Origin of the sequence: Brachybacterium sp. AG952 (genome assembly GCF_004362645.1) — a bacterium.
GTDB classification, from domain to species: Bacteria; Actinomycetota; Actinomycetes; order Actinomycetales; family Dermabacteraceae; genus Brachybacterium; species Brachybacterium conglomeratum.
In genome coordinates, this window is sequence record NZ_SNXV01000002.1 from 200,098 (window position 1) to 216,097 (window position 16,000).

General features: G+C 73.1%; 13 protein-coding genes. 7 read left to right on the plus strand and 6 right to left on the minus strand.

Translation table 11 applies throughout. The features are described from left to right. Positions 1 to 529: 529 nt before the first annotated feature. Positions 530 to 2,917, plus strand: coding sequence for an LCP family protein (locus DEU31_RS06385; protein WP_133676523.1), 2,388 nt, complete (start codon positions 530 to 532; stop codon positions 2,915 to 2,917). Positions 2,918 to 3,038: 121 nt separating this feature from the next. Here DEU31_RS06385 and DEU31_RS06390 read toward each other — a convergent pair whose 3' ends face one another. Further along, the gene (locus DEU31_RS06390; RefSeq protein WP_133676524.1) at positions 3,039 to 4,466 is read right to left on the minus strand and encodes a mycothione reductase; all 1,428 of its coding nucleotides are present in this window, start codon (positions 4,464 to 4,466) and stop codon (positions 3,039 to 3,041) included. A gap of 353 nt (positions 4,467 to 4,819) precedes the next feature. Here DEU31_RS06390 and DEU31_RS06395 point away from each other — a divergent pair, with 353 nt between their 5' ends. The 5 genes from DEU31_RS06395 (at position 4,820) to DEU31_RS06415 (ending at position 10,421) form a co-directional block, all read left to right on the plus strand. Continuing rightward, complete coding sequence (locus tag DEU31_RS06395; RefSeq protein ID WP_133676525.1) at positions 4,820 to 5,689, plus strand: NlpC/P60 family protein; 870 nt, start codon at positions 4,820 to 4,822, stop codon at positions 5,687 to 5,689. Positions 5,690 to 5,910: 221 nt separating this feature from the next. Then, positions 5,911 to 8,298: an excinuclease ABC subunit UvrA gene (locus tag DEU31_RS06400; protein WP_133676526.1), complete on the plus strand. Its 2,388-nt coding sequence runs from the start codon at positions 5,911 to 5,913 to the stop codon at positions 8,296 to 8,298. Positions 8,299 to 8,352: 54 nt separating this feature from the next. Continuing rightward, positions 8,353 to 8,529 (plus strand): hypothetical protein, encoded by a 177-nt coding sequence (locus DEU31_RS06405; protein WP_208109968.1) that lies wholly within the window; start codon positions 8,353 to 8,355, stop codon positions 8,527 to 8,529. 106 nt (positions 8,530 to 8,635) lie between these two features. Further along, complete coding sequence (locus DEU31_RS06410; RefSeq protein ID WP_133676527.1) at positions 8,636 to 9,499, plus strand: putative RNA methyltransferase; 864 nt, start codon at positions 8,636 to 8,638, stop codon at positions 9,497 to 9,499. Positions 9,500 to 9,578: 79 nt separating this feature from the next. After that, positions 9,579 to 10,421, plus strand: coding sequence for an HAD family hydrolase (locus DEU31_RS06415; RefSeq protein ID WP_133676528.1), 843 nt, complete (start codon positions 9,579 to 9,581; stop codon positions 10,419 to 10,421). On the opposite strand, the gene DEU31_RS06420 is transcribed toward DEU31_RS06415, so the two are convergent. The 5 genes from DEU31_RS06420 to sucC all read right to left on the minus strand — a co-directional run bounded on the left by DEU31_RS06420 (position 10,418) and on the right by sucC (position 15,486). Further along, positions 10,418 to 11,245, minus strand: a complete 828-nt coding sequence (locus DEU31_RS06420; RefSeq protein WP_133676529.1) for a hypothetical protein — start codon at positions 11,243 to 11,245, stop codon at positions 10,418 to 10,420. The genes DEU31_RS06415 and DEU31_RS06420 overlap by 4 nt on opposite strands. A gap of 113 nt (positions 11,246 to 11,358) precedes the next feature. Further along, positions 11,359 to 12,306: a C40 family peptidase gene (locus DEU31_RS17300; protein WP_133676530.1), complete on the minus strand. Its 948-nt coding sequence runs from the start codon at positions 12,304 to 12,306 to the stop codon at positions 11,359 to 11,361. Between the two features lie 190 nt (positions 12,307 to 12,496). Continuing rightward, a complete protein-coding gene (locus DEU31_RS06430) occupies positions 12,497 to 13,216 on the minus strand; it encodes a metal-dependent transcriptional regulator (RefSeq protein WP_133676531.1) in 720 nt (239 codons plus the stop codon). Positions 13,217 to 13,413: 197 nt separating this feature from the next. Next, positions 13,414 to 14,304, minus strand: a complete 891-nt coding sequence (gene sucD, locus DEU31_RS06435; protein WP_053917878.1) for a succinate--CoA ligase subunit alpha — start codon at positions 14,302 to 14,304, stop codon at positions 13,414 to 13,416. A gap of 12 nt (positions 14,305 to 14,316) precedes the next feature. Then, positions 14,317 to 15,486, minus strand: coding sequence for an ADP-forming succinate--CoA ligase subunit beta (gene sucC, locus DEU31_RS06440; protein WP_010551240.1), 1,170 nt, complete (start codon positions 15,484 to 15,486; stop codon positions 14,317 to 14,319). A 188-nt stretch (positions 15,487 to 15,674) separates the two neighbouring features. Here sucC and DEU31_RS06445 point away from each other — a divergent pair, with 188 nt between their 5' ends. After that, complete coding sequence (locus DEU31_RS06445) at positions 15,675 to 15,998, plus strand: hypothetical protein (RefSeq protein WP_010551239.1); 324 nt, start codon at positions 15,675 to 15,677, stop codon at positions 15,996 to 15,998. Positions 15,999 to 16,000 lie beyond the last annotated feature (2 nt).

The window sequence follows — 16,000 nt, forward strand, 5'->3', positions numbered from 1 at the left end:
GGCTCGACGGAACCGTGACGCGGCCTTCGGCGCCCCGAACCCCAAGCGCACCTGGATCGACACCCCGGCGGCGCCCGCCTCCGCGCCCTCGGCACCCGAGGCCCCGGCCGACGAGCGGACCGCCGACGCCCGACCTGCTGACGCGCGCCCCTCGGACACTGTGCCCGTCGGCACCGGGCGTGCCGACGCGCGCCCTGCGGACCCGCGGGAGACCGACGCCCGGACCGACGAAGCGCGTCCGGCGGAGGCCCCCGCGCCCCGGGCCACGACTCCCACCAGCTCCTCGCGCACCGTCCGAGGCGCACGGTCCGCATCGCGGGCGTCCGCGGCCTCCTCGACCGGCTCCCTGCCGCACACCGCCGAGCGCCGCTCCTTCCCGGGCGCCGCACCTCGCTCGGACGAGCCTGCCGCGGCGGCCTCTGCGACGAACGGCACCGCGCCCGCTCCGAGCGGGACTGCGGGAGCCGCGACCGCCGCGGCCGGCGCTTCCCGGAGCGACCCGACGAGCTCCGCGACGGAGCGAGGGGCCATGACGGACGCCGCGGCCGAGGCGCCGCGCACCGCGCCGTCCTCCTCGGGTGCGGAACAGACCGGTGCGTCCGCGCCGCGGGGGCCCGAGCGGGCCGTCCCGCGCCGGCCCCGTGGACGGCGCGCCGCCTTCCCCCTCGAGCAGCTCGAGACCTCCGCCGACGGCGGCCCGGGCGCGTCGGCACCGTCCCCGTCCCCGCGCGGACGACGCGCAGCGGGCGTCCCGACCCCGGCCGACGAGGCGACGCCGGCGAGCGCCGCCCCCTCCGGGAGCGGCCCCGCCGCTGCGGCCGCAGGCACCGCGGCGGCTGCCGACGCCTCGCCGCAGGACGCCTGGACCACGTCCGACCAGACACCCGCGCCGGCCGAGGCGCCCCTCGCCCCCGATCATGAGGTCGCCCCCGTCGTCTCCTCCCCCGCGGAGCCCGAGGACGACGCGGAGCACGCCTCCCCCCACGACGAGGAGAACGCCCTCGCGCACGACCGCGCCGCACGCGGCACCGACGAGCCCGGCTCCTCCCCCGCGTCCGCGGCCCCCGCCGGGGACCACGACGCACCGCGGGACGAGGACCGCGAGGGTATCCGTGACCGTCCGGTCGCCGTCGCCGCGGCCGCTCTCGGCGCGGGAGCCGGGGTCTCCGCCGCCGCGAGCTCGGGTGCCGCAGCCTCCGGCGCCGCGAGCACCGGTGACGCCGGCGGCGCGAGCCTCCAGGGCGCCGGCGACGGCGCCGGTCGGGGCGGAGAGGCCTCCGGCGGAGGCCGCAGCGGCTCGGGCGGCTCCGGCGACTCGCGCTCCGGCGGGGACCGTCCCTCGTCGGACGACGGCTCCCTCGCGAAGGTCGCCGGCTGGACCGTGCTGACCTCCGCGCTGCCCGGCTCCGGCCTCGTCACCACGCGGATGCGACAGATCGGCGTCATCATGCTCGCCGTGCTCCTCCTCGCGGTCGCGACGATCGCGGCGGTCCTCGTGATCGGCGACCCGCTACGGATCGCGGCGACGCTGGGCACCCACCGCGGGGTGCTGATCGGCGCGCTCCTCGTGGTGGTGGTCGTCGGCCTCGTGTGGTGCCTGCAGATCGTGCTGGCGAACCTCGCCCAGACCACCAAGGAACGGCTCGAGGGCGCGAAGCGCTATCTCGCGCTCGCCCTGGCGGCCGTGATGGTCATCGCGGTCGCGGTGCCCTTCGGCCGCGGCGTGCAGTCCCTCTGGGCGCTGCAGGGCCTGTTCGGCTCCACGAGCGTCTTCGGCGGCGACGGCGAAGGGCTCGCCGAAGGACCGGACCCGTGGGCAGACACCCCGCGCCTGAACATCATGCTGCTGGGCCAGGACGCCGGCGCCGATCGCACCGGCACCCGCCCCGACACGCTCATGGTCGCCTCGATCGACACGAAGACCGGTCAGACCGCTCTGTTCTCGATCCCCCGCAACCTCGAGAACGTCGAGTTCCCCGAGGGGACGGTCGCCGCGGAGGAGTTCCCCGACGGCTTCGACTACTACGGGAAGAACGAGAACCTCATCAACGCCGTGTGGGCGTGGGCCGAGGAGAACAAGGACCTCTTCCCGGGCGATCCCGAGCCGGGCCTGACCGCGACTCGCTGGGCCGTCGAGGAGACCCTCGGGATCTCCACCGACTACTACGCGATGGTTAACCTCAAGGGCTTCGAGGACCTCGTCAACGCCCTGGGCGGCGTGGACCTCGTCGTCGAGCGGCGGATCCCGATCGGCGGCGGCGCGAGCGAGGTCGAGGGCTACATCGAGCCCGGCGAGCAGAAGCTCGACGGCTACCACGCGCTGTGGTACGCCCGCTCCCGCGAGGGCTCCGACGACTTCAACCGCATGTGCCGCCAGCAGCGCATCGTGCGCGCCGTGAGCGAGGAGGCGGACCCCACCTCCCTCGCGCTGTCCATCCCGCGCCTGGTGACCGCGACCGAGGAGAACATCCAGACCGACATCCCCGTCGGCAACGTGGACGCCTTCGTGGAGCTCGCTCTGCGCATCAAGGACGGCGGCTTCACCTCCTACCCGATCACGCAGGACGTCACCTTCTCCGGGAACCCGGACTGGGAGTACCTCGAGGAGTGGACGGATGCCTCGATCAAGGACTCGATGAAGAACGACCCGCCGGAGTCCGTGGAGGGCGAGACCGAGCCCGGCTCGACCGAGCCCGCGGAGACCGGCGCCCCGCCGGAGGAGGACACCGCCACCACCGAGGAGCCGACCGCCGAGGCGACCACCACGGAGGAGGAGACCACCACCGAGGAATCCACCACCGAGGAGGAGTCCTCGAGCGCGACGACCTCGGCGCCCACCGAGGAGGCCACCCCCACGGACGCGCCGGAGATCGAGCAGGACCCGCTGAAGTCCTGCCTGCCGGGCGCGGAGGGCTGAGGACCTCCCTCGACGCGGAGAACGGGGGCGGCCCGGGGCAGATGCCCCGGGCCGCCCCCGTTCCGTGCGCCGGGAGACCGACGGCGGTCGGTCCACGAGCCGGATCAGTCCACGAGCTCGTTCAGTCCACGAGCTGGAGCAGCGCGTTCTCGATCAGCTCGGGCATCGCCGGGTGGATCCAGTACTGGGTGGTGGCGATGTCTCGGGCGGTCTGCCCGGTGCTCATCGCCTGGATCAGCAGCTGGATCAGCGTCGTCGCCTCGGGGCCGATCAGGTGGGCGCCGAGGATCTCGGTGGTCTCCGCGTCCGCGATGATCTTCGCGAATCCGGTGGTGTCCTCCAGCGCCCAGCCGTAGGCGATCGAGGCGTACTCCTGCACCGCCACGCGCACCTCGCGGCCGCTCGCGCGCGCGGTCTCCTCGTCCATCCCCACCCAGGCGACGTGGGGATGGGTGAACACGCCGCTCGGGACCGGCATCGTGTCGGAGCGCCGCAGCTGCTCGGGGTGCAGCACGTTGTGCCGCACGATCCGCTGCTCGTGGTTCGCGACGTGCTTGAGCTGGTGGGGGCTGGAGAGGTCGCCGAAGGCGAAGACGCCCTCGCGCACCTCTCCCCCGGCGAGGACGCGCTGGTACGCGTCGACCTCGACGCGGCCGTCCTCGGCGACGTCGATCCCCGCGGCCCGCACGTCCAGCAGGTCGGAGTTGGGACGACGACCGACGGCGACGAGCAGCTCCTCGGCCCGCAGCGTCTCCTCGCGGCCCTCTCGCGTGCCCCGCAGCTCGACCCCGTCGGCCGTGCGTCGGGCCGAGGTGGTGTCGAAGCCGGTCACCAAGTGCAGCCGCTCACCGAGGATCTCGGTGAGGCGCGCGGAGATGTCGGCGTCGGCGGCGCGCAGCACCCGCTGCGAGCGGGCGATCAGGGTGACCTCGACGCCGAGCGCGGAGAGCACGTGCGCCATCTCGACGGCGACCACCCCGGAGCCGAGGATCGCGAGGGAGGCGGGCAGCGCCTCCACGCGCATGATCGTGTCGGAGGTGTGCGGGGCGAGCTCCTCGAGCCCGTCGATCGGCGGGAGGACGGGCCGGGAGCCGGCGCCGAGCACGATGGTGTCGGCGGTGATCCGCTGCCGGCTGCCGTCGTTGCCGTCGACGAGCAGCTCCTTCTCCCCCACGAAGCGGGCGGTGCCGCGCAGCAGGGTGAGGTTCGCGTTGTCCTCGTGGTCGCGGCGGTAGGCCTCGCCGCCGGCGGTGATCGGGTCGATGCGCCCGAAGATGCGGTCGCGGATCGCCGGCCAGTCCACGTGCTGCAGCTGCTCGGTCAGGCCGAAGCGGGCCGCGTCCGCGGGGGTCTCCGCGAGATCCGCGGTGTGCACGAACATCTTCGTGGGGATGCAGCCCAGGTTCAGGCAGGTCCCGCCGAACACGCGATCGGGGCCGACGCCCCGATCGATCTGCACGATGGTGCGGTCGGCGAGGTCGGGGCCCGGGAAGGAGTTCGCCGAGCCGGAGCCGATGAGGGCGATGTCGTAATGGGTCGTCTCAGTCACCGCCTCAGGCTAGCCCCGCACCGATGCCGATGATGTGGCCCAGATCCCCCATGGACCGTCAAGTCACACCAAGTCGCACCATGCTCGCCCGGCGCGGGCAAAACCTCGTTCAAAACGAGGGGGCGGCCCTTTCAACTCGGTGTTCCTCCCCGGGGCCCGGCTCCTACCGTGGATGCCACGTCCACAGCCCATCGGCCCGGCACCCGCCCCGCGGTGCGGCCGCGCGGCACGGGAACGGCCTCCCCGCCCGGGGAGCCGGGCACGATCCCCCTCCCCGAGGGTCGTCACCGAAGGACGCACAGACCCCGCAGGACACCCGCCTCGCCCCGAGGCCGTTAGGAACACACCGCATCATGGCTCTGAACAACTCGCACCGCGCGCTCGGCCGCGCCCGCACCCCTCTCCTCCCCGCCCGCCGCGCCGCGGCCGGAGCGGGCGGCGCCGCCGTCCTCGGCTCGGTGCTGCTCGGCACCGCCTTCACCGGCGGCGCCGCCCACGCGAACGACGTGGCGCTGATGGAGGACTCCTCCTCGCAGTCCACCTCCGCCGAGCAGGTCCCGGCCGCCGAGGCCGCCTCCTCCTCGGACGAGACCTCGGCCGAGACGCTGCGCCGCGGCGACTCCGGCGCCTCCGTCGAGCAGCTCCAGTCCGCGCTCAACGACCGCGGCGCCGACCTGCCCGTCACGGGCTTCTTCGGCTCGATGACCGAGGACGCGGTCCAGGACGTCCAGTCCTCCGCCGGCATCGCCGTGGACGGCGTGGTCGGCCCCGACACCCGCGCCGCCCTCGAGGGCGGGAGCGGCTCGGTCGACTCCGGCGCCGAGGCCACCATCTCGACCACCTCCGCCCCCGCCGGCAGCGCCTCGGTCAGCACCGCCTCGACCTCCACCTCCGGCAATGCGATCGTCGACACGGCCCGCAGCGCTCTCGGCACCCCCTACGCCTGGGGCGAGTCCTCGCTCAGCGGCATGGACTGCTCGGGCCTGGTGGCCTACGCCTACGAGGCCGCCGGCATCGACGTGCCCCGCACCAGCAGCCAGCAGGCCGCCGCGGGCACCAGCATCTCGAAGTCCGAGCTGCAGCCCGGCGACCTCGTGGTGTGGCCCGGCCACATCGCGATCTACTCCGGCGACGGCAAGATCATCGACGCCTCCGGCTCCAAGCAGCAGGTCGTCGAGCGCGAGATCTGGGGCAACCCGACCGACTACGTCACCTACCGCTGAGCCGCCGGCTCACCCGCTGAGCCCCGGCTCCCTCGCCGAGGTGCTCCGCACCACCGCGCCGCAGGCCCGGTCCCGTTCCACGGGGCCGGGCCTGCGGCATGTGACGAGTGGGCAGAGGAGGCCGGCCGGCGGCGGGCCGGGCGACAACGCGGCGGGGCGGCGACGGGGCGGGGTGGCAGTATTGCCTCCGGCCCGTGTCCCGCCCGATCCGAGGAGCCCTCATGTCGTCGACCCGTCACCCCGCCGATGCGCACGACGTGATCCGCGTGCGCGGCGCCCGGGAGAACAACCTCCGCGACCTCTCCCTGGACCTGCCCAAGCGGCGGCTGACCGTCTTCACCGGCGTCTCCGGCTCCGGGAAGAGCTCGCTGGTGTTCGGGACGATCGCCGCCGAGTCCCAGCGGATGATCAACGAGACCTACTCCTCCTTCGTGCAGGGCTTCATGCCGCAGCTGGCCCGGCCCGAGGTGGACGACCTCCAGGGCCTGACCACCGCGATCATCGTGGACCAGGAGCGGATGGGCGCGAACGTCCGCTCCACCGTCGGCACCGTCACCGACGCGAACGCGCACCTGCGCACCCTCTACTCCAAGCTCGCCGAGCCGCACGTGGGCGGGCCCGGCGCCTTCTCCTTCAACGTCCCCTCGGTCACCGCCGCGGGCGCGATGACGGTCCAGAAGGGCGCGAGGACCATCGCCGAGAAGACCACCTTCTCCCGCGTGGGCGGGATGTGCCCGCGCTGCGAGGGCATGGGGAAGATCTCCGACGTCGACCTCGCCGAGCTCTACGACGAGGACAGGACCCTCGAGGAGGGCCCCTTCACCATCCCCGGCTACGTGCCCGGCGGCTGGTACGTGAAGATCTTCGCATCCTCCGGCTTCTACCCCGCCGACAAGCCGATCCGGACGTTCACGAAGCGACAGATGCACGACTTCCTGTACAAGGAGCCCACCAAGATCTCGATCGACGGGATGAACATGACCTATGAGGGTCTGATCCCGAAGATCCAGAAGTCGATGCTGAACAAGGACCGCGACGCGATGCAGCCGCACGTGCGCACCTTCGTGGACCGGGCCGTAAAGTTCATCACCTGCCCCGACTGCGAGGGGACGCGACTGGCCGAGCACGCCCGCACCGCCCTGATCGACGGGGTCTCGATCGCCGAGGCGACCTCCTGGCAGATCACCGACCTCGCGAGCTGGGTGGAGCGGCTGCGGGAGCAGCACACCTCCGCGTCCGTCGCCCCGCTGCTGGGGAACCTCTCCGCGCTGCTGGACTCCTTCGTGCGGATCGGGCTCGGCTATCTCTCCCTGGACCGCCCCTCCGGCACCCTCTCCGGCGGCGAGTCCCAGCGCACCCGCATGATCCGCCACCTCGGCTCCGCCCTGACCGACGTCACCTACGTCTTCGACGAGCCGACGATCGGCCTGCACCCCCACGACATCGCGAGCATGAACGCGCTGCTGCTCTCGCTGCGGGACAAGGGCAACACCGTCCTGGTCGTCGAGCACAAGCCCGAGACCATCGCGATCGCCGATCACGTGGTCGACCTCGGCCCGCGCGCCGGCGCCCACGGCGGGCAGCTGCAGTACGAGGGCGATCTCGCCGGTCTGCTCTCCTCCGACACCCTCACGGGCACGCACCTGGAACGTCGGGTCCAGCTCAAGGAGCAGGTGCGCGAGCGCACCGGCGCCCTCGAGATCCGCGGCGCCGACGCGCACAACCTCCGCCGCGTGGACGTCGACGTGCCGCTCGGGGTGCTGACCGTGGTCACGGGCGTGGCCGGGTCCGGCAAGAGCTCCCTGATCCACGGCTCCCTCCCCGCCGGGGAGGACGTCGTGGTGGTGGACCAGAGCGCGATCCGCGGCTCGCGCCGCTCGAACCCCGCCACCTACACCGGTCTGCTCGACCCGATCCGGAAGGCCTTCGCGAAGGCGAACGGGGTCAAGCCCGCCCTGTTCTCCAACAACTCCGAGGGCGCCTGCCCGGTGTGCAAGGGCGCCGGCGTCATCTACACCGAGCTCGGCTTCATGGAGACGGTCTCCACCCCGTGCGAGGAGTGCGAGGGCCGACGCTTCCAGGCCTCCGTGCTCGAGCACACCCTCGGCGAGGGCGAGCAGGCGCGCAGCATCGCCGACGTGCTCGAGATGTCGGTCGAGCAGGCGCGGGAGTTCTTCACCTCCGCCGGCGCGAAGGTGCCCGCGGCCGCGAAGCTGCTGGGGCACATGGAGGACGTCGGCCTCGGCTATCTCACCATCGGACAGCCCCTGACCACCCTCTCCGGAGGCGAGCGTCAGCGCCTGCGGCTCGCCACCCACATGGGAGACAAGGGCGGGATCGTCGTGCTCGACGAGCCGACGACCGGCCTGCACCTGGCCGACGTCGACCAGCTCCTCGCCCTCCTGGACCGCCTCGTCGACTCGGGCAAGACCCTGATCGTCATCGAGCACCACCAGGCCGTGATGGCCCATGCCGACTGGATCATCGACCTGGGCCCCGGGGCGGGCGCCGACGGCGGCCGCGTCGTCTTCGAGGGCACGCCCGCGCAGCTGGTCGAGGAGGCCTCGACCCTCACCGGGAAGCATCTGCGGGAGTACGTCGGCGGCTGAGCGCTCCCGCACCGTCCGAGACCCACCCCTGCCCATCACCCCGAGGAGAGCCCGATGCGCCTCCACCACCTCGACTGCGGCACCCTGCGCACCCCCGTCGGCCGGATGGTCTGCCATGTCCTGCTGCTGGAGGTCGAGGACCGGCTGGTGCTGGTCGACACCGGCTTCGGCACGGAGGACGTGCGCGACCCGCGTCGACCCTCGCCCTCGACCCGGAGGTGCGGATCGTGAACTCCCACGACCTCTCCCTGTTCGAGGAGGCCCGGGCGGCCGGCGGCGCCCCGGGCACGTCGGCCGTCTGACGGGCCCGACGGCGACGGGACGTACGCTGTCCGTCGTGTCCCGTCCCGTCCCCGCCGCCCTGCTCCCCTGGCTCGACGCGCTGCTGTGCCCGCACTGCCGGGAGCCGTTCGCGCTCCCCGAGCGCACCCTCCGCTGCCCGAGCGGCCACAGCTTCGACCTGGCCCGCGCGGGGTACGTCTCGCTGCTGCCCGGCAGCGCCCCCATCAGCGGGGACGACGACGACATGGCCCGGGCCCGGGACTCCTTCCTCTCCACCGGCGCGTACGACGCCCTGCGGGCGCTCACCGCGGATCTTGCCGCCCGGGCGCTCGAGGGCACGGACGATCCGCGCGTGCTCGACATCGGCTGCGGCACCGGCCACTACCTCTCCTCGGTGCTGGACCGCGTCCCCGGGGCGCAGGGGCTCGGCGTGGACACCGCACCGCGGGCCCTGCGCTTCGCCGCCCGCGCCCACGACCGGGCCGCCGCGGCCGGCTGGGACGTGTTCTCGCCCTTCCCCCTGCGGGATGCGGGCGTCGACCTCGTGATGGACGTGTTCGCGCCCCGGAACCCGGCGGAGTTCACGCGGGTGCTGCGCCCGGGCGGGCGCCTGCTCGTGGTGCGGCCCGCGGACGAGCACCTGGCCGAGCTGCGCGAGCACGTGCCGGGGATGGTCCGGCCCGACCCGCGCAAGGAGGAGCGGCTCGCCGAGGCGCTCGCCCCGCACTTCACCGTCGAGGACTCCCGTCCGCTGCGGTTCACGGTCGCCCTCGACGACGCGATGGCCCGGGACCTGGTCGCGATGACCCCCAGCGCCCGGCACGTGGACCTCGCCGCTCTCGATGGCCTCGACGGCCCCGGCGGGGCGCCCCGCGAGGTGACCGTCTCGGTGCTCGCCAGCCTGCACCGTCCGCGCTGAGCGCTCGCCGCTCCCGCCCAGGCTCGGCGCCACCCCTCGCCTAGGCTGAGGGTCCCGTCCGTCCCACCCCAGGAGCATCGTGTCCTCGTCCGCCCCCTTCCGCCGCCGTGCCGCCTTCCTCGACTTCGACGGCACCCTCGCCGAGAGCGGGATCGTCCCGCGCGCCCAGGCCGAGGCGGTGCTCGCCGCCCGCGCGGCCGGCCATGCGGTCCTGCTGAGCACCGGGCGGCCCGCCTCGATCGTCGCCTCCGACGTCGCCGCGCTGTTCGACGGCATGATCACCTCGGCGGGCGGGCACATTCGGATCGGTGACGAGCTGCTGCGCGATGTGCGCTTCCCCGCCGCGCTCGCCCGGCGCACGGTCGAGGTGCTCGAGGCGCACGGCGCCGCCTACGCGCTCGAGGCGCCCGAGGCTCTGTGGTGCTCGGCCTCGTCGGCCGATCGGCTCGAGCGTCGTCGCCGCGGGGCGCCCGTCCCCTCCGCGGGCGAGCTGGGGCGGGGCTTCGCCGACATCCTCGAGGCGATCTCGGTGCCCGAGGATCCGGCCGCCGTCTCCTTCGCGAAGATCTCGGTGTGGAGCTCGCCGGTGCCGATCGAACAGCTCGCCGCGGAGGTCGGCCCCGAGGTCGGGGCGCTGCCGAACTCGATCTCGGAGGACGGCCGCGGCTCCGGGGAGCTGCACCTCGCCGAGGTCGACAAGGCCGACGGGCTGCGCCTGGCGGCCGAGCACCTGGGGGTGGGCATCGAGGACACGGTCGCGGTGGGCGACGGGGCGAACGATCTGGGGATGCTGCGGGCCGCGGGCACGGGAGTCGCCATCCGCGGTTCCCGTCCCGAGGTGCTCGCCGCGGCGGACATGGAGGTCGCTCCCCCGTCCGGGCACGGCGTGGAGGAGGCGTTCGCCCGCCTCGGCATGCTCTAGCTGCTGCGGCGCAGCCCGATCAGCACGAGCCCCGCGGCGGCGACCAGTGCCCCGGCCCCGAGCATGATGACGCCCTGGGGCATCACCTCGGCGGCGAAGCGCTGCTCGAAGACCTGCACGATCGGGCCGAGGAACACCGCCTGATCGACGGCATCGGGGACGAGGCCCTCGATGCGGGTGGTGAGCAGCCAGGTCGCGAGCCCGGCGAGCACGGCGCCGATCCCGGCGAGGGTGAGCATGAGGCGACGGTGCCCGGCGACGAGGACCGCGAGCACGGCCAGTCCCAGGGCGATCGGCCCGGCCCGGTGCGCCCAGGGGTCCAGCACGGTGGCGCGGTGCAGCAGCGGCACGTCGGGGATGCTGGCGAGGGTCACGCTCGCCTCCCCCGGGCGGGGAAGGTCGTCGATCAGCGGCAGGGTGTCCTCGACCCCGGTGAGCAGGGAGTCGATGAGCGGCAGCAGGTCCACGTCCAGGGGCGAGGCGCCGGGGGTGAACAGCGCACCGTGCAGCTCGACCATCGCCCGGTCCCACACCTCCGTGTAGGCCTCGGTGCCGGTGACCTTCGAGGCCTGCTCCTGGAGGAGCGGCGTGGCCCGGTCGGAGACGAACCCGGGGACGAGCTCGTGGTCCAGCGCCTCGTCCACGGCGCTGTCGGTGAGGGAGCGCTGCAGGGTGGCGTCCTCGGCGAGCGGCTGGGTGATCGCGAGGAACCCCTCCTGGTCCACGACGTTGCGCTCGATCCAGGCCCCGGGCAGCCAGAGGGCGCCGAGCAGCGTCGCCGCGGTCAGCAGCAGGACGGAGAGCAGATCACGCAGGGAGGACACCAGGACACGGTACCGCCGTACCTCTCACCCGTCGCCGTGTCCTCCCCCACGCACGACGACGGCCCCGCCTCGCCCGGGAGGGGCGCGGCGGGGCCGTCGAGGGGCAGGGTCGTTCAGCCGCCGATGCGGATGAAGGTCCAGCTGCCGGAGTAGATGTTGCGCTCGGAGGTGTCCACGCGGCTGTTGCCGGCGTCGACGAACTGGTTGCCACCGGCGTAGATGCCGATGTGACCGGGCTTGTAGACGAGGTCGCCGGGGCGGGCCTCGGAGCGCGGGATCACGGTGCCGGCGGCGGCCTGGTCGCCCGCGCCGCGGGGAAGGCTGATGCCGTGCTGGGCGTAGACCCACTGCACGAAGCCGGAGCAGTCCCATCCCGACGGGGAGGTGCCGCCGTAGACGTAGGGGGTGCCGATGCCGGAGCGGGCGGTGGCGAGGATGGAGCTGCCCTTGGCGGCGGAGGGAGCCGGGGCGGACTCCTCCTGCTCCTCGGAGGAGCTGCTCTCGGAGCGCTCGGAGCTGCGGGACTCGTCCGCGCTGCTCTCCTGCTGCTCGTCCTCGGCCGGCTCCTCGCGCTCGTTGGAGCGGGAGGAGGTCTCCGCGGAGTCGTCCTCGCGGGTCTCGGTCTGCTCCTCGGCGGGCTCGGTCTCCTGCGCCTCGGCCTGCTCCTGCTCGGCCTCCTCCTGCGCGGCCTGCTCGGCGGCCTCGCGCTCGGCGGCCTCGGCGGCGGCGATCTCCTCGGCGGTCGGGCCGACCTCGACGGAGAAGGCGGTGCCGGCGGCGGGGGCGAGGGCGGCGACGGCGGCCTCGTCCCCGGCGCCCTCAGCATCCTCGGCACCGCCCGCGGCGGGGATGCCGACGGCGGGGGCGGCGACGGCGGGCAGCACCGCGGCGCCGGCGTCGGCGCGGGGGGCCTCGGCCTGCGGCTCGGCGGTCGCGGCGGCGGCGCCGCCGAACAGCATCGCCGCGGCCATCGCCGCTCCTGCCCCGGCGCGCCCGGCGCGGGAGACGGGGGTGACGGTGCGCATGGCGCGGCGGTGGGTGTGGTGCACGGTGTTCGACACGAATCGCTCCCAGCCCCGGGCTCAGCCCCCGCGCGTGGTCACGTCTCGCACCCTAATTCTCCGGTGCGCGGTGGGGCTTCCGGAAGGGATGTCGCGGACCTCTGCGCCGCGACACGCCCTCGAGACTAAGGGCTGGTCGCGCCCTCGTCAGGATGACTGGACGCTTCTGGGGAAGGGCTTGACGGAGGCTTTACCCGGCGGCGATCGGGGTCACGTGGAGCTGGTCAGCGTCGAGGTCGCCGAGCGCCACCTCCCCGCCCTCGGGGCCGCGGACGACGACGCTCGCCCCCACCCGCTCCACTGCGAGCCGTGCACCGGGAAGGATGCCGTGACGTGCGAGTTCGCCGAGCAGGTCGACATCGCTCTGGAGTCGCTCGCCGATGCGCTCGAGGCGGACCTCGCGGCTCTGACCGTCCTCGACCGCGCCGCGCAGCTCCTGGACGGCAGAGGTCTCGTCTTTACCCTCGTCCGTGGCCCGGGTCTCCTCGATCCCGAGGGCCGCGAGGCCGGGGATCGGGTTCCCATAGGGGTCGACGTAGGGCGGGGTGATCTGGCGGGCGAGGCGCTTCTCGACCTCGAGGCTCATCACGTGCTCCCAGCGGCAGGCCTCCTCGTGGACGTGGGCGTAGTCCAGCCCGATCACGTCCAGCAGGTGCCGTTCGGCGAGGCGGTGCTTGCGCATGACGTCGGTTGCCACCTCGGTGCCCTCTTCGGTGAGGCGGATGCGCCGCTGGTCGTCGAGGTGGAGCAGCCCGTCGCGCTCCATCCGGGCGACGGTCTGGGAGACGGTGGGTCCGGAGTGCCCGAGCCGCTCGGCGATGCGGGCGCGCATCGGGGCGATGCCGGCCTCGTGGAGCTCGAACACCGTCTTCAGGTACATCTCGGTGGTGTCGATGAGATCTCCGGACACAGGCCCCTCCTCGGTCAGCGCGACTGGCGACGTCCAGCTTATCGGGCGCGACGACGTCGGGCGTCCCGTTCGCCCCGGGCCGAGCCTGCCAGGGCGGGGCTCTCCCACGAGGACCCTCCCCGGACAGCGACGTGCCCCGGACCGTCACCGGTCCGGGGCACGTCGGCCTCGCGCTCAGGAGCGCTGGGCGGGAGGGATCAGGAGAGGCCCTTGATGATCTCGCGCATGAGATCGGCGGTCTCGGTGGGGGTCTTGCCCACCTTGACGCCGGCGGCCTCGAGGGCCTCCTTCTTCGCCTGCGCGGTGCCGGCGGAGCCGGACACGATCGCGCCGGCGTGGCCCATCGTCTTGCCCTCGGGGGCGGTGAAGCCCGCGACGTAGCCGACGACCGGCTTGGTGACGTTGGCCTTGATGTACTCGGCCGCGCGCTCCTCGGCGTCGCCGCCGATCTCGCCGATCATGACGATACCGGCGGTGTCGGGGTCGGCCTCGAAGGCCTTCAGCGCATCGATGTGGGTGGTGCCGATGACCGGGTCGCCGCCGATGCCGATGGCGGTGGTGAAGCCGATGTCGGCCAGCTCGTACATCATCTGGTAGGTCAGGGTGCCGGACTTGGAGACCAGGCCCAGCTTGCCCGCACCGGTGATGTTCGAGGGGGTGATGCCCGCGTTCGACTTGCCGGGGCTGATCAGGCCCGGGCAGTTCGGCCCGATGATGCGGGTCGTGCCCTTGGTCTGCGAGTAGTTGAAGAACTCGGCGGAGTCCTTGACCGGGATGCCCTCGGTGATGATCACCAGGAGCGGGATCTCGGCGTCGATCGCCTCGATCGCGGCGGACTTGGCGAACTTCGGCGGCACGAAGACCACCGAGACGTTCGCGCCGGTGGCCTCCATGGCCTCCGCCACGGTGCCGAAGACGGGCACCTCGGCGCCGCCCTCGAAGGACACGGACTGGCCGGCCTTGCGCGGGTTCACGCCGCCGACGATGTTCGTGCCGGAGTCGAGCATGCGCTGGGAGTGCTTCATGCCCTCCGAGCCCGTCATGCCCTGGACGATGACCTTGCTGTTCTCATCAAGGAAGATAGACATGTCGGGTGCTGCTCACTTTCCTGCGGCGGCGGCCTCGGCGACCTTCGCGGCGCCGCCGTCCATGGTGTCGGCCTGGGTGACGAGGGGGTGGGCGAAGTCCGCGAGGATCTTGCGACCCTCCTCGACGTTGTTGCCGTCGAGGCGGACGACGAGCGGCTTGGTCGCCGCGTCGCCGAGCTTCTTCAGGGCGCCGACGATGCCGTTTGCGACCGCGTCGCACGCGGTGATGCCGCCGAAGACGTTGACGAACACGGCCGAGACCTGCTCGTCGCCGAGGATCACGTCGAGGCCGTTGGCCATGACCTCGGCGCTCGCGCCGCCGCCGATGTCCAGGAAGTTCGCGGGCTTGACGCCGTGCTTCTCGCCGGCGTAGGCGACCACGTCGAGGGTGGACATGACCAGCCCCGCGCCGTTGCCGATGATGCCGACCTCGCCGTCGAGCTTGACGTAGTTGAGGTCCAGGGCCTTCGCCTTGGTCTCCAGCGGGTCCTCGGAGGTGACGTCGACGAGCTCGGCGTGGGCCTCGTGGCGGAACTCGGCGTTGTCGTCCAGGGTGATCTTGCCGTCCAGCGCGACGATGTCGCCGGCGCCGGTCTTGACCAGCGGGTTGACCTCGACGAGGGTCGCGTCCTCCTCGCGGTAGACGTCCCACAGCTTCTGCAGCACGGGGGCGACCTTCGCGCCGGTCTCGGCGTCGAACTTCGCGGCCTCGACGATCTCCTTCGCCTTGGCCTCGTCGATCCCGACGTTCGGGTCGACGGCCACGCGGGCGAGGGCCTCGGGCCGCTCGACGGCGAGCTGCTCGATCTCCATGCCGCCCTCGACCGAGCACATGGCCAGGTAGTTGCGGTTGGCGCGGTCCAGCAGGAGCGAGAAGTAGTACTCCTCGGCGATGTCCGCACCGGCCGCGATCATCACGCGGTGCACGGTGTGGCCCTTGATGTCCATGCCGAGGATCTCGGAGGCCTTCTGCTCCGCCTCCTCGGGGGACTTGGCGACCTTCACGCCGCCGGCCTTGCCACGACCACCGGTCTTCACCTGGGCCTTGACGACGACGACCGGGGTGCCGAGCTTCTCTGCGCCGGCCTTGGCGGCTGCGGGGTCCTCCGCGACGACTCCTCCGAGCACGGGCACGCCGTGCTTCTCGAAGAGATCGCGGGCCTGGTACTCATACAGGTCCACGGGGTGCTTTTCCTCTCGATGTCGGCAGTGGGCGGCAGGCCGCACTGGCCTCGATGCCACCCCTGGGAACACCGCCAGGGTAACGCGTCCGCAGGCCCAGGCGGTCACGGGCCATGGCAGGGAGAGGACTGTGGCGGGACTCTCATCCCGTCCGGCTCGCGTCCAGGCGCCGCGTCTACGATGGGACGATGAGCCGCCGTTCCCGCAGCCTCGTCCAGCGCGTGCGAGACCACCTCGGATTCAGCATCGTCGCCATCGGGGTGCTGTTCATCGTGCTGCGCCTGCTGGGCATGCGCTCGACCCTGGGCGGCTTCGTGCTGTCCGTGGGCATCACCCTCGCGCTGAACGTCGGCCTGTCGTACTACTACGAGCGCCGCGCCCGGAACCCGCGCCCGCAGCGGGAGCCCCGCGGCGGCGGGGACATCCGCTTCCGCGAGGACGACCGGCGCCCCCGGGACGACCGGCGCATCGAGCACCTGGACCCGCGGGACCGCGGCGACTGGCACCGCTGAGG